Source organism: Polynucleobacter sp. GWA2_45_21 (assembly GCF_001830325.1).
In the GTDB taxonomy this organism is placed as follows: domain Bacteria; phylum Pseudomonadota; class Gammaproteobacteria; order Burkholderiales; family Burkholderiaceae; genus Polynucleobacter.
In genome coordinates, this window is the sequence record NZ_MHZG01000001.1 from 177,050 (window position 1) to 190,289 (window position 13,240).

Sequence of the window (13,240 nt, forward strand, 5' to 3'; positions counted from 1 at the left end):
ACGGGAAAGTCTAACAATCCGTTTGACTCCTCAGCCTGAACATTTAAGAACAGGCTCGGTAAACATCCCCCGCCGTTTTACAGATTGTTTTACACCCAGTTTTGTTATAAACCGTCAATGCAATCCGCTTGACGGTTTTTTCTTTTAGGAGAGTCTGCATGCCATTGCCCCCAATCCCAACTCAAATTGCTGGCCAAGTAAAAATTAGCAGTAAGGACACTCCAAATCTAAAGAAGCGCCCTGCACCAGCAAAAACTGTTGTGATGGAAAGTCATGCTCCAGATTGGGCGACAGATGCAGAAGAGGATTTATCTGCCGCTGAAGTCGCGCTTGAAAAAATCAAAAGTGACCGCAGTCCAGTTGCACCGCGTAATGAGCGTGGCGATAGGAAAGCGGCAAGCGTCCCAGAAAAGCCAAAGCGCATTGTTCGGACTGGCCCACCCAGCTTATTTGTACTTGATACCAATGTATTAATGCACGACCCAAGCTCCCTATTCCGCTTCTCCGAGCACGATCTCTTCTTGCCAATGACCACTCTTGAGGAATTAGACAACCACAAGAAAGGGATGACTGAGGTTGCTCGCAATGCTCGTACCGTTAGTCGCTCTTTAGATCAATTGGTTGCTGGCACTAGTGGCACGCTGGATGAGGGCATTCCACTCAATAAGTTGGGTAATCAGGATGTCTCTGGTCGACTCTTTTTCCAGACCAAGTTAACTACCCAAGCGCTGCCAGAGGGATTACCTGAAGGCAAAGGCGATAACTTGATCTTAGCGGTGGTGAGCGAGCTCCAAAAAACCCGTAAAGGCCAGGAAGTTGTCTTGGTATCTAAAGACATCAATATGCGTATTAAGGCTCGCGCCTTAGGTCTGCCTGCTGAAGACTACTTCAACGATCAAGTGCTAGAAGATCGCGATTTAATGTATTCAGGAGTCATGACATTACCGGCAGACTTTTGGCCTAAACACGGTAAAGACATGGAGAGTTGGGCTGACGGCAAATCTGGCACGATGTTCTATCGTGTTACAGGCCCCTCAGTTCAAAGCATGCTGGTGAATGAGTTTGTCTATCAAGAAAATCCTGATGGCTCGACACCTTTCTATGCTCAAGTCAAAGAGATCAACGGCAAAACTGCTCTCCTTCAAACTTTGCGAGATTTTTCTCATCAAAAGAATAATGTTTGGGGTGTAACAGCACGCAACCGCGAACAAAACTTTGCCATGAATCTACTCATGAACCCGGATGTGGATTTCATTACATTACTAGGCCAAGCTGGTACCGGAAAAACCCTTCTGGCCTTAGCTGCTGGCCTGGAGCAGGTCCTAGATAGTAAGCGCTATAACGAAATTATCATTACACGCGCTACGGTTCCTGTAGGCGAAGATATTGGCTTTTTGCCAGGTACCGAAGAGGAAAAAATGCAGCCTTGGATGGGTGCTTTTGACGACAACCTTGAGGTCTTGCAACGCAATGAAGATGGTGGTGCTGGTGAGTGGGGACGCGCCGCTACTCAAGAATTGATTCGCTCACGCATTAAAGTGAAGAGCATGAACTTTATGCGTGGTAGAACCTTTGTGAGTAAGTTTGTGATTATTGATGAAGCACAAAACTTAACACCAAAACAAATGAAGACTTTAGTAACTCGTGCAGGCCCAGGAACGAAGATTATCTGTTTAGGCAATATTGCCCAGATCGATACACCTTACTTAACCGAAGGCTCTTCAGGTCTTACTTATGTGGTTGATCGCTTTAAAGGCTGGCGTCATGGTGGGCATGTGACTTTGGCTCGTGGTGAGCGTTCACGTCTTGCGGATCATGCTGCTGACGCACTCTAAGTCATCTCTCTCATGCCGCACTCTAATAGGGTGCGGCATTTTTATTTGCACCCTTCTCTCGCTATCGGGATGCGCTAGCTTCGGATCAAAAAATAATGCTGCCAAGGTTTCCCAATTTAAACAAGATACTAGCGTAGGCACTGAAGATATCTCCATTGCTGCAGTAGGTTTGGTGGGGGTGCCCTATCGCTATGGTGGCAATAATCCAAAGGGCGGATTTGATTGCAGTGGACTCATTGCCTATGTTTACAACAAGTCTGCCAATATCAAGCTACCGCGCACCATTCAAGAAATGAGCACCAAAGGTAAAAGTGTTGAAAATCAACCGCCCGCACCAGGGGACCTAGTGTTTTTCAATACTACCGGCGCAAAGTATTCACATGCGGGGATCTATGTGGGGCAAGGCAGATTTGTGCATGCGCCAAGCGCTGGGGGGACAGTGCGCCTTGAGTACATCACTAAGCCCTATTGGGCGGCAAGATTTACTGAGGCAAGAAGACTGACTTCAACAAGTCCCCAGAATTAGATTAGAGACCAACCGTATAGGTAGCCATGACTGTAGTTGAAGTAATGGCCTGATAGGCCTCTTGCCGATAAATTGCCGAGAGCCCAATGCGCTCATTGACACTTAAATCATGAAAAGCTCCCAAACTTGCAGTTGGTCTTGTGCTTCGATAATTATTGTTCATTGCAATATTGAAGTAGCCATTTCCAGTAGTAACTAAATTACCTACATTGGAATTGGTATCTTTTTCTACGCCAGCACTCGCAAGTAAACTTGTTTTCTCGCTCAACCTATGAACCCCAGAAATACCCGCGAGCACAGTGGTTGTGTAATTATTAATAGCGTCATACGTCAGCGGACTGGAAACCGTATTTGATTGGCTCTCACCGTACCCACCCATTACACCAACCATATAGCGCATGCCGGCATATGGTGAAAGTATCGTTTTATTTCCCATACCAAATCCATACTTAAGCAAGCCAAGTACGCCTTGTGATGTCAAAGAGGTTGAGCCCGTGCCCGCCTCAGAGACACCAACCACTGGACGGGTTAAGCTTGCACCCTTGTTTGCATACCCCGCAGAAAGCTTTGCCTCCAAACCCGTGCCATTTGGGTTTTGCGACCATACCCCAAATACACCAACCATCGGACTGCCATTATTTAATTGAGCAATTCCACCTGGAGTGCTTTGAGATAGATTTTGATCTAGATATCCACCAAATCGAAGATTATTTGAGAGGCGATAAGCCCCAATGATCAGCGCACTGCTATTGTTGTACGGGTATGCGCTAACGTTAGTAAATCGACCACCTGCTGAAATACAAATGTTATTAGCACTAAATAGCGAGCAGTCATAGCTCATGCCATTGATTACCCCAGCAGACTGCATTGCAAATAATCCTTGCAAGGTGTTAGCCATTGAATTGAGCGCAATCTCAGTATCAGGTCCAATCGGAACAATTAAAAGAGACTGAGCTGCAAGAGTCTCCTCGAGGGCATCTAAGGTTGGCTGTACAACAGTACTCAATACTAAATCTGCCTGATCAGCGGACCCATTAATGCGATGCACCAGCGCCCACTGATACTCAGTTCCACCAATAGTGACCGTCCCATAAGAGTTAGCGAGATTATTAATCTTGATGCCTGAAAGTACTGTGGAGTATGTGGTTGGGGATACCGTTGAATTGGTAGTGATGCCAAAGTTCATTACCCCAGTTACCACCCCATTACCGGCATCCAACTTTCCATAATTGGTCGCACTAGAAATCTTAGTGTTGTAATTACTTGGCAGCACTCCTGAGTATGTTAGTGGATTCGATCCACCTTGAGAATTAGTCATAGTGGTGATATTTCCAGCACTATATATACCAAATGCATTTACCCCATTAGCTGTGATCGTTCCAGTGTTTTCAATCGTGACTGCCCCAACCCCCGATACCTGAATACCATGAGCCGCTGAACCATTTGTCGTAATAAGGCCAGTATTTACAATGGAATTCACCACAGAACTTGATGTGGCGCCAGAAACCAAGCGCATGCCTGCGGCACCAACACCATCAGTCTGAATGCGGCCATTATTAGTTAAGGCATTAGCAGCTGATGAAGCATTAGTAGCGCTTACGTACATACCAGCAGCATAAGTTCCACCGGCATAAATTGTGCCATCTGATTCATTCGTAAAGGAGGTTCCCCCTGCTTGAGACCGGCCATTTGCGCCGGAAGACATGCCATACCCATAATAAAAAGAGCTGGTATTTAAATTTCCATGGTTACTAACACTTGCATTGCTGCCAAGCCCGATGGTTGAACCATTAATTACGAGCGAAGTTCCATTTGCAACATCTACTGTTACATTATTTCCAACTGTAGTTGAATTCTGAGTTGAAATGACGCCAGTAGTTGCCGCCGGAGTTATGCTACTAGTACAAGCAACAGTCTGGGAACTTCCGCTTACTGTATTTGGAGTATAGGAGTCGCATCCGCCAGTTGATTGCGCGATGGCAATATTAGACATAGCAGACAAAGCAGCCATCGCAGCAGTCCAAATTAAATAATGGCGCAAGAAACTTATAAATTGCATGGCTAGGTATGTAAAAGAAATTTATTTAAATTTCTCCAATAATAATTAGCTATAAAGTTAATATCTATTAACCCTTAAGCTAATATCCTTATATATAGTTATTGGAAATAATCACTATTAATGGGTTTTTATATTTTTGCTTGAACCACATAGGAATTTAGCAATGAATCAAATTGATTTAGATCGTATTCAGGAGATTTTGGTAACTGCTGCTACGGATATTGGCCTCAAGATCTTGGCAGCCATTGTCTTTTGGGTTGTGGGCCGCTGGTTAATTAGCGTCGCCTTAAATATTTTGCGTAGAGGATTGGAGCAACAAAAGTTAGACCCAACGATTCTGCGATATGTTGGCTCAGTTGTTTCCGTAACACTAAACATTCTGCTCGTTATTGGAATTCTGGGTTATTTTGGCATTCAAACTACAAGCTTTGCCGCTTTAATTGCTACTGCTGGTATTGCAATCGGCGCCGCGTGGGCAGGTCTGCTCTCTAATTTTGCAGCCGGTGTATTTGTGATTGTGTTGCGCCCCTTCAAGGTCGGTGACTTCGTTACTGCAGGTGGCGTCACTGGAACCGTTAAAGAGATTGGACTGTTTTCCTCAACCATCTATACACCAGACAATATTGCAACGATGGTTGGTAATACCAAAATTTTGGGTGACACCATTCAAAACTTTAGTAACAGCCCCTATCGCAGAGTCGATCTCAAGTGCCAATTGGCTGGTGCAGCAGATCAAAATGCTGCCATGAAACTGCTTCGCGAAAAGATTGCCTCAATTCCAAACGTGCTGCAAGATCCAGCTGTTGAAGTCAATATTTTGGAGTTCAATTTAGTAGGCCCAGTATTAGCTGTTCGCCCTTACTGTAACAATGATCACTACTGGCAAGTCTATTTTGATAGCAACCGCGTTATGAGTGAGTCCCTTACTGCAGCTGGCTTCCCTGCTCCAGTAGCCACCCAAAACATGGTGATGAAACAGAATTAATTTCGCAGCAACCAACCAGGAGAATTTCACATGAAAAAAAAAATGATTATCGCTTTAAGCATTGCATTTAGTTTTGCAATTCCATCTATCGCTTTTGCGGATCAAGCCGCCTGTGAAGCTAAGGCAGTTAGTAAAGATGGTAAGCCACTCTACGGTGCAGCTAAAGATGCATCTATTAAAAAATGTATGGGAGATGCCAAGCCCAGTGATTGTGAAGCTAAGGCAGTCAGCAAAGATGGTAAGCCACTATATGGTGCAGCTAAAGCCGCATCGATTAAGAAGTGTGAAGGTGGCAAGTAAATATCTTTTGCATCAAGTTAAAAAGCCTCGCATTGCGAGGCTTTTTTATTTCAATTGTTTGTTATTGTGGAATTAGAAAGGCTCGTATCCACCAGAGGAGTAGCCAACCGATCCCATAGCCAAATTGTCGAACTTGGTATACGGGCCCTGCCAACTGAGACGCACAGTACCAATTGGTCCGTTACGCTGCTTGCCAATAATAATCTCTGCCATGCCTTTATCAGTTGTCGTATCTGGGTGATAAACCTCATCACGATAGATAAACATAATTAAGTCGGCATCTTGCTCGATCGCGCCTGACTCTCGCAAGTCCGACATGATTGGGCGCTTGTTCGGGCGTTGCTCAAGACCACGATTTAACTGTGACAGGGCCACTACAGGGCACTGCAATTCTTTTGCGAGTGATTTGAGTGAGCGTGAGATCTCAGAAATCTCAGTAGCTCGGTTCTCCGAACCAGAGCCACTCATCAACTGCAAGTAATCGATTACAACGAGGCCAAGCGTTCCACCAAAGTTACGGGCAATACGACGTGCACGTGCACGCAACTCTAAACTGGAAAGAGCACCAGTCTCATCAATCAAAATTTGGGTATTACTTAAGCGGGCAATTGCATCGGTAACGCGTGGCCACTCATCATCCTGCAGCTTACCTGTACGCATGCGACCCTGGTCAACGCGCCCTACTGAGCCTAGCAAGCGAGCAGCTAATTGCTCGCCAGACATCTCCATTGAGAAAACAACGACTGGCAATCCTTCAGCCAATGCGACGTTCTCTGCAATATTGAGAGCAAATGCAGTGTTATGGGTTACTACATATTCATTGGTTACGTAGGTTCTATCTGGGTGACTGACAGAGATGCATTGAGCTTCAGACACTCTAGATGGCTCGATACTCTTAAAGGTAAGTCTGCGCTGGCGATCCCAAGTTGATCTGAGTCTTTCTTTCTTTTCAGGCAAAGTGAATGCTTGAAAGCCAGGGCCAAAACTCATATTCAGAACATAAGATAGGCGTCCCTGCTTCTTCTCACCTTTATAGGTATAGCTTGTTTGCTTATGAGCGATTGAGCAAAAACCACCCAATGATCTAGCCAAGGATGCAACATCTTCTGACAATTGCTTACTAGCTGTACAAAAACGAATAGAGCCCCACTTCTCAATCCAGCCATCAGTGTCCATCAGACCCTGAAAGAGTGCGAGACGAGAGGTCTTATTTGCCTCAAGGTAAGTAGCGGGAATATATTTATCAAAACTTCTGCAACCAAGAACACCTAAGTCTTGTAATGCAGAACGGAAATAATTTGTTGGTACAGATTGACGCTGGCCATTGGCAGCAATTCTGGTTTTGGAGACTAATCTCCAGTCATATGCGTTTGCGTGAACCAACTCCATCTCATAGCCAGCTAGAGCATTCATGCGCTCAATCAGTTCTGGAGATTTAGTGGAGAACATCACGCTGCCATGCGATAAAGCTAAAGTTCCATCACCAAGCAATGCACCCAGTACCCAAGGATTTATTGGGAGTTTATTTGAATGGCCAAAATCACCTGAAACAGGATCAATCCACAAACGATTCTTGTATCGAACACAAGAGAGCATTTCCATTAAACGTGCAGTATTAATGACTTTAGGTGCATCCCAGTCACGATACATAACTCGCCACAAATGCTCATAGCAGCACTCAGCCTCTCTACCGTCAGAAAAGGTGACTTTGTAGATCTGCTTAATGCCTTGAGGATAGATGCCAGTAACCATCGAATGCTGACCATCTACAGAGGCTAGGCGATCGCCGAAACGCAAATCGCCCATCAACTTCCAACCATCAACCGTTTTTACTTTTGCATCTAGCGGCTGCGCCTTACCCATCGACGGTCTGCCTGCAACAATCACTAAGTCGCCTTTTTGTAGGCCACTAGTTTGTTTATCTAAATCAATAAATCCAGTTGCAATACCGGTGATGTCGCTACCGCCTTGACGGTTGTATAACTCATCAATACGAGCAACAACGGTTTTGAGTAAGGGTTCGATTTCGAGGTAGTCAGCTTTACGACTACCCTCTTCACCAATTTGTAGAATGCGTGACTCCGCTTCATCCAAAAGCGTTCTCACTGAACGGCCCTCTGGAACAAATGCAGAGTTCACAATGTTGTCAGAAACTTCAATTAGGCGACGCAGAATGCTGCGGTCACGAACAATGTCGGCATAGCCTTTGATATTCGCTGCGCTTGGAGTGCTTTGCGCTAAAGAATTAAGGTAATCAATTCCGACCAAATCACCACCCTGTTCAGACTTAACAGCCTCATGAACAGTAATGACGTCAGCAGGATGATTGTCGCCAACTAAACGCTGAATGACCTTATAGATCAGAGCATGTTCAGGGCGATAGAAATCTTTATCAGTTAACACCCCACCCAGGCGATCCCAGGCTGTGTTATCGATCAGTAGACCGCCGAGCAAAGATTGCTCGGCTTCTACAGAATGCGGCGGTACTTTTAAGGCCTGCAAGGCTGCATCCCCAGAACCCATCATGCCAGGATTTGACATAAGGGAGCGTGAGCGGGATTCAGCCATGAGGCTAGCTTACAGATCTAAAACTTAAGCTTGCTCGCCAACGACACGGATAGTGATGTCAGCCACTACATCGGTATGAACAGCTACCGCTACAGGGTGATCACCAACCATCTTCAACGGGCCAGTAGGCATACGTACAGAAGCTTTTTCGATTGCAAAGCCTTTGGCTTTCAAAGCATCAGCGATGTCATGATTGGTTACAGAACCAAACAAACGACCGTCAACACCTGCTTTTTGACCGATTTCGAGAACCAAGTCTTTGAGCTTCGCGCCAACTGCTTCAGCAGCAGCTAATTTCTCAGCAGCCAATTTCTCTAACTCTGCGCGACGTACTGCAAAGTCAGCGATAGCTGTTTCAGTTGCACGACGAGCTTTGCGTTGTGGGATTAGGAAATTACGAGCGTAACCGTCTTTAACACGAACGATGTCACCGAGGTTGCCCAGGTTAATTACTTTTTCTAAAAGAATGATTTGCATTGAGGGCTCCCAATTATTTCTTGTGTTGATCGGAGAATGGCAACAAAGCCAAATAACGAGCACGCTTGATAGCAGTGTCTAACTGACGCTGATATTTAGCTTTTGTGCCTGTCAAACGTGCAGGAGTGATCTTGGCGTTTTCGCCAATAAAGTCCTTCAATGTGTCTACATCTTTGTAATCAATTTGTTCTACACCAGCAACAGTGAAACGGCAATAACGCTTACGCTTGAACAATGGGTTCTGAGCTGGTTTCTTTTTGAAATCGGGTTTCTTTCCAAACGCCATGATGATTTCCTCTTTAATTTTTCAATTGAATATGGGTGATATGGAAAACAAGTCTTTGATTACGTAGAGTCTTGGGTGCTAAGAATCCCTCAAACACTGCCTCGGCTCCTAAATCCATTTGCTCTAAGCCCTTTTGTATCGGGCCAATCGCTATGGCTTCAACGCTCATCTGAATTTTCCTTGCATTTCCTACCTCGCTTACTTCGCCGCTATGTTCTAGCTGGCAATGCATCACCGGTATTCCTGCTGGTGTAAATCGAATTGCGTCTTTAGCTACCAAGAATGCAGTTAGGGTGAAATGATTCAACGCCGCTCCGTCACTCTGATACGTTTTCTAGTCTGTGTATTCCTCTTCAAATTTCTAACTTAAGCCGCTGCTACAGGAGCGTCGGTTTGAGCTGATTTGCGCGCTTCTTCACGTTGCACTTCTTTCATCATGATGGAAGGCTCTGTTTCAGCTTTCTTAGTCTTGATGATGAGGTGACGCAAAACAGCATCGTTAAATTTGAATGCGTGCTCGAGCTCGTCCAGAGTTTTCTGGTCGCACTCAATGTTCATACAAACGTAATGGGCTTTAGCAAGTTTGTCGATCATGTAAGCCATCTGACGACGACCCCAATCTTCCATACGATGAATTTTGCCGCCAGCAGCAGCTAATGTCGCTTTGTAGCGATCGATCATCGCAGGCACTTGCTCGCTTTGGTCCGGGTGGACGATAAAGACGATTTCATAATGACGCATCTAACACTCCTTAAGGATAAAGTCACCTGGGCGTCTTGCTAACTTCCGATGGTTTTAAAGTTAGCGCCAGTGTGACAAGGTAGTAACAAATTGTAGGTAAAACTAACTACAGAAATTTACAGCTTTTTAAGTCCTTACCGAATTTCAGGTAAGTCCGCTATTCTAGCAAAAAAATCCTGCCAAGTCAGGGGTTTACCAGCTTTATTCGCCTGGTTTGCCGCATTTAAAGCCAATTGGAGAGCAATTCTGGCTCTTGGAGCGGTGAATGATCCAGAGGCTCTGCATCCCGGGGGATCCAGTTCAGGAATATGAGGCAAAGTAGATCCAGCGCCAGTTCTGGTTGTCCTGACCAGAGCAATACCTTGAGCCATTGCCTGATCTAGGGGCTGCACCCATGCATCATGAAAGCCGCCATGCCCTGAACCGGCAAGCACAAAGCCCTGAACATCACTATCCAGCCACTGCATGATGGTTTCAGGACGCGCACCTGCATGACTAGTCAAAATCTCAACCCAAGGCCACTCACCCACCTCAGGAATAGGCAAATCTTCATTCCAAGCTGCCTGTACGGCCTTCACCCCAGATAACCAAGATGGATTAATCAGGCCTACTGAGCTTGATGGGGCATTTTGCAAGGGAGCGTTCAGAGCCGTAGCGTGGCGCTTAGCCAAATCCATTGCCATGCATCCGCGCCCATCCATCACCGCATAGACGCCACCAGGACAGTTATCTATGGAAGTCGACGCCCAGCGCAAGGCATCCAGAAGATTAGACGGGCCATCAGCCCCAGGCGCATTACTTGGCAACATTGCCCCTGTCAAAATGACCCGCTTGCCCTGTGTCTGAGCCAGCTTTCCGCAAGTTGCCTGCAAAAATAAACCGGTCTCTTCAATCGTATCCGTGCCGTGGGTAATCACAATCCCCCTTACAGCGGTATCCAATAGCGCCTCTCTCACTGCAAATCCCAATGTACTGAGATTGGCATCAGTCAAATTGCGACTATTCACGTTTGCTACCTGCCGGGTCACCAGCTTGACCCCCTCAGGCACAACTGATTGAACATGCGCCACCAATACGTCAACCCCTACTTGACCAGCCTGGTATTGGAGAGGGTTTTCATCGGGGTTAGGCGCCAGGCCTGCAATCGTGCCGCCCATGCCCAAAACTAAAAGATGGGGTGTATTTTCAGAAACATTCGAAATTGAGCTCATTTCTCCATTATCCGCCTCCAAATTGCTTGAATATTCAAATAGTGCTGTATACAATCCCAGTATGGACATAAATACAGTCGATTTTCCAGAGGAGCTGACTGCCCTCCCCAAACTCACCTCACGTCAAAGTGAGATTTTGGAATTGATTACCAAGGCCATCGATGAAAGTGGCTCGCCACCAACTCGCGCGGAAATTGCAGCGCAACTCGGCTTTGCATCTGCGAACGCTGCTGAAGAGCACTTACGCGCATTAGCAAAAAAAGGATATATCGAACTGACGCCCGGAACTTCGCGCGGCATTCGTATTCCACAACGCTTTAACCAGACACACAATCCAAACAAATATCGTCAGATGTCTTTACCTTCTGGCGCACTTCAGCAACTTACACTGCCACTCATTGGTCGTGTTGCTGCAGGCTCTCCAATCACAGCAATCGAACACATTGAAAAGCAAGTGCCGATTGACCCAAGCTTGTTTAGCAAAGGTGCTGATTACTTATTAAAAGTGGTTGGCATGAGCATGCGCGATGCTGGTATTTTGGATGGCGACTATCTTGCCGTCAGAAAAACTTCTGAAGTACGCAACGGCGATATCGTGGTTGCACGCTTAGATGATGAAGTCACAGTAAAGCGTTGGAACCAAAAGAAAACTACGGATGGCATGGTGATTGAATTACAAGCCGAGAACCCAGACTTTAAAAACATTTTGGTAGACAGACATCAACCGAACTTCGCTGTAGAAGGCCAGGCTGTTGGCCTGATTAGGGCTGGCGGGCTCTAAGCCCTCACCCAGTAAAGAAAAAGGCCTCGTTTAGAGGACTTTCTATTGCTACTGTTGTAACTAATTTATTTCCTGGTCGGCGCAACTACGTTTGCATTTTTTGGTGATGCCGTAATTATGATGATTGTTTTAGGCCCACCAAATGAACCTTCATTTACCTCGATAGTTGAAGTGCGATCACCTTTAGTGAAAACCAAAATACTGGTTTTTGATTTCACGGCACTTACAGTAGTCCATCCTACCTTAGGATATTCTGCTTGGAAGAAAGCATAAATATCAGTTGGGGTTTGTACGCCAGACAAAACTACACGACCTACCCAGTTATCACCACGGCCAATGATTAAAGAATCTGAGCCAATAATTTTTGATGCCGCGGGCAATGGCATATCGCCCAAGAGTTGTGACTGAATTTCCTGAACTTCACTAGGGGTGCCTGTAGGAGAGTCACCAGAGGATGCACAAGCAGCTAACAGTAGAGAGAGCCCTACAGCTGATGTAAATGTTTTGAGTCGCTTGAGTCGGATCATCATGTTCTTGCCCTGGTAATCAATCTAAATTACTGGAGGCGCGTGAGGGAATCGAACCCCCGTACGAAGCTTTGCAGGCTCCTGCCTAACCACTCGGCCAACGCGCCATATGCTTGAATCAAAAATGGGAAGCTTTTTAGGGCTTCCCATCGAACTTGGAGCGGGAAAGGAGGTTCGAACTCCCGACCTATACCTTGGCAAGGTATCGCTCTACCAGCTGAGCTATTCCCGCATAACAGGGCAGTAGTTTAACAAACAATTTGAGAGAACGCATTATTTCTGGGTAAGACTAAAAATTGACAGCCTTTATGTTTACACCAAACCCTTATCAGCATTGGGTTTGAGGACTTTATTTAGCCTTCTCTACGAGTTGAGGCAAAGCTTTTTTCATGTAATAGAACATCGACCAAAGTGTTAAAAAGGATGCGATCCAGATTAACCAAGTGCCCACTTGCGCACAATTTAGCCATCCAAATAAAGTGTCGTTTAGCAATAAAAATGGAATAGCCACGAGTTGAGCAGTAGTTTTTAACTTACCCACCATGTGCACCGCAACGCTTTTTCCAGCGCCTAAAAGCGCCATCCACTCTCTTAGCGCTGAGATAGTAATTTCGCGACCAATAATGATTAATGCCACCCAAACTTGGACGCGATCCATATTGAGCAAAACAAGTAATGAGGCAGCAACAATTAATTTGTCTGCTACCGGATCTAAGAATTGCCCAAATGCTGACTCTTGTTTCATTTTGCGAGCCAAGAAACCATCGAGCCAATCAGTCACTGCCGCAAAAACAAAAATCACGGTAGCGGTGAGATTCTTATCAAAAGGAGTTAGCCAGCTATTAGGCAGATAGAACACTGCAACCACGAGCGGAATTGCGGCTACGCGCAACCAGGTCAGGGCAATAGGCAAATTAAATGGCATGACTCAAGCATAAACTAAT

The 13,240-nt window shown here is 45.7% G+C and carries 14 protein-coding genes and 2 tRNA genes; 5 read left to right on the top strand and 11 right to left on the bottom strand.

Going from position 1 to position 13,240, the window contains the following annotated elements; all coding sequences use genetic code 11:
* The first annotated feature begins 158 nt into the window (after positions 1-158).
* Positions 159-1,835: a PhoH family protein gene (locus A2X74_RS00860; protein WP_293627459.1), complete on the top strand. Its 1,677-nt coding sequence runs from the start codon at positions 159-161 to the stop codon at positions 1,833-1,835.
* Positions 1,816-2,361: a C40 family peptidase gene (locus tag A2X74_RS00865; protein WP_299764048.1), complete on the top strand. Its 546-nt coding sequence runs from the start codon at positions 1,816-1,818 to the stop codon at positions 2,359-2,361. Before A2X74_RS00860 ends, A2X74_RS00865 begins: the two co-directional genes overlap by 20 nt.
* A 1-nt stretch (position 2,362) precedes the next feature.
* Here the strand turns inward: A2X74_RS00865 and A2X74_RS00870 are convergent, their stop codons facing one another.
* Entirely contained in the window at positions 2,363-4,420 is a 2,058-nt protein-coding gene (locus A2X74_RS00870) for an autotransporter domain-containing protein (protein WP_293627463.1), read from the bottom strand.
* Positions 4,421-4,583: 163 nt separating this feature from the next.
* Here A2X74_RS00870 and A2X74_RS00875 point away from each other — a divergent pair, with 163 nt between their 5' ends.
* Complete coding sequence (locus A2X74_RS00875) at positions 4,584-5,405, top strand: mechanosensitive ion channel family protein (protein ID WP_293627465.1); 822 nt, start codon at positions 4,584-4,586, stop codon at positions 5,403-5,405.
* 30 nt (positions 5,406-5,435) lie between these two features.
* Complete coding sequence (locus tag A2X74_RS00880) at positions 5,436-5,705, top strand: hypothetical protein (RefSeq protein WP_293627467.1); 270 nt, start codon at positions 5,436-5,438, stop codon at positions 5,703-5,705.
* 72 nt (positions 5,706-5,777) lie between these two features.
* On the opposite strand, the gene dnaB is transcribed toward A2X74_RS00880, so the two are convergent.
* From dnaB to A2X74_RS00910, 6 genes are all read right to left on the bottom strand, one after another.
* On the bottom strand, positions 5,778-8,273 hold the full coding sequence (dnaB, locus tag A2X74_RS00885) for a replicative DNA helicase (RefSeq protein ID WP_363925296.1): 2,496 nt from the start codon (positions 8,271-8,273) through the stop codon (positions 5,778-5,780).
* A 24-nt stretch (positions 8,274-8,297) separates the two neighbouring features.
* Positions 8,298-8,750, bottom strand: a complete 453-nt coding sequence (gene rplI / locus A2X74_RS00890; protein ID WP_215301469.1) for a 50S ribosomal protein L9 — start codon at positions 8,748-8,750, stop codon at positions 8,298-8,300.
* Between the two features lie 13 nt (positions 8,751-8,763).
* Complete coding sequence (rpsR, locus tag A2X74_RS00895) at positions 8,764-9,036, bottom strand: 30S ribosomal protein S18 (protein WP_011902267.1); 273 nt, start codon at positions 9,034-9,036, stop codon at positions 8,764-8,766.
* Between the two features lie 13 nt (positions 9,037-9,049).
* On the bottom strand, positions 9,050-9,343 hold the full coding sequence (gene priB, locus A2X74_RS00900; protein WP_216273367.1) for a primosomal replication protein N: 294 nt from the start codon (positions 9,341-9,343) through the stop codon (positions 9,050-9,052).
* Positions 9,344-9,402: 59 nt separating this feature from the next.
* Entirely contained in the window at positions 9,403-9,777 is a 375-nt protein-coding gene (rpsF, locus tag A2X74_RS00905) for a 30S ribosomal protein S6 (RefSeq protein ID WP_293627486.1), read from the bottom strand.
* A gap of 134 nt (positions 9,778-9,911) precedes the next feature.
* Positions 9,912-10,988, bottom strand: coding sequence for an asparaginase (locus A2X74_RS00910; RefSeq protein ID WP_293627488.1), 1,077 nt, complete (start codon positions 10,986-10,988; stop codon positions 9,912-9,914).
* Between the two features lie 61 nt (positions 10,989-11,049).
* Here A2X74_RS00910 and lexA point away from each other — a divergent pair, with 61 nt between their 5' ends.
* Positions 11,050-11,769, top strand: coding sequence for a transcriptional repressor LexA (gene lexA, locus A2X74_RS00915; protein WP_293627490.1), 720 nt, complete (start codon positions 11,050-11,052; stop codon positions 11,767-11,769).
* Between the two features lie 65 nt (positions 11,770-11,834).
* Here the strand turns inward: lexA and A2X74_RS00920 are convergent, their stop codons facing one another.
* The 4 genes from A2X74_RS00920 to pgsA form a co-directional block, all read right to left on the bottom strand.
* The gene (locus A2X74_RS00920) at positions 11,835-12,299 is read right to left on the bottom strand and encodes a hypothetical protein (protein ID WP_293627492.1); all 465 of its coding nucleotides are present in this window, start codon (positions 12,297-12,299) and stop codon (positions 11,835-11,837) included.
* A 30-nt stretch (positions 12,300-12,329) separates the two neighbouring features.
* Positions 12,330-12,403: transfer RNA gene (locus A2X74_RS00925), tRNA-Cys, on the bottom strand.
* 49 nt (positions 12,404-12,452) lie between these two features.
* Positions 12,453-12,528, bottom strand: a tRNA-Gly gene (locus tag A2X74_RS00930).
* Between the two features lie 117 nt (positions 12,529-12,645).
* Positions 12,646-13,221, bottom strand: a complete 576-nt coding sequence (pgsA, locus tag A2X74_RS00935; protein ID WP_293627494.1) for a CDP-diacylglycerol--glycerol-3-phosphate 3-phosphatidyltransferase — start codon at positions 13,219-13,221, stop codon at positions 12,646-12,648.
* Positions 13,222-13,240: the final 19 nt, after the last annotated feature.

Coding starts and splice junctions, on each gene's coding strand:
- A2X74_RS00860 (WP_293627459.1), top strand. CDS start 159: ATGCCATTGCCCCCAATCCCAACTCAAATTGCTGGCCAAGTAAAAATT.
- A2X74_RS00865 (WP_299764048.1), top strand. CDS start 1,816: ATGCTGCTGACGCACTCTAAGTCATCTCTCTCATGCCGCACTCTAATA.
- A2X74_RS00870 (WP_293627463.1), bottom strand. CDS start 4,420: ATGCAATTTATAAGTTTCTTGCGCCATTATTTAATTTGGACTGCTGCG.
- A2X74_RS00875 (WP_293627465.1), top strand. CDS start 4,584: ATGAATCAAATTGATTTAGATCGTATTCAGGAGATTTTGGTAACTGCT.
- A2X74_RS00880 (WP_293627467.1), top strand. CDS start 5,436: ATGAAAAAAAAAATGATTATCGCTTTAAGCATTGCATTTAGTTTTGCA.
- dnaB (WP_363925296.1), bottom strand. CDS start 8,273: ATGGCTGAATCCCGCTCACGCTCCCTTATGTCAAATCCTGGCATGATG.
- rplI (WP_215301469.1), bottom strand. CDS start 8,750: ATGCAAATCATTCTTTTAGAAAAAGTAATTAACCTGGGCAACCTCGGT.
- rpsR (WP_011902267.1), bottom strand. CDS start 9,036: ATGGCGTTTGGAAAGAAACCCGATTTCAAAAAGAAACCAGCTCAGAAC.
- rpsF (WP_293627486.1), bottom strand. CDS start 9,777: ATGCGTCATTATGAAATCGTCTTTATCGTCCACCCGGACCAAAGCGAG.
- A2X74_RS00910 (WP_293627488.1), bottom strand. CDS start 10,988: ATGAGCTCAATTTCGAATGTTTCTGAAAATACACCCCATCTTTTAGTT.
- lexA (WP_293627490.1), top strand. CDS start 11,050: ATGGACATAAATACAGTCGATTTTCCAGAGGAGCTGACTGCCCTCCCC.
- A2X74_RS00920 (WP_293627492.1), bottom strand. CDS start 12,299: ATGATGATCCGACTCAAGCGACTCAAAACATTTACATCAGCTGTAGGG.
- pgsA (WP_293627494.1), bottom strand. CDS start 13,221: ATGCCATTTAATTTGCCTATTGCCCTGACCTGGTTGCGCGTAGCCGCA.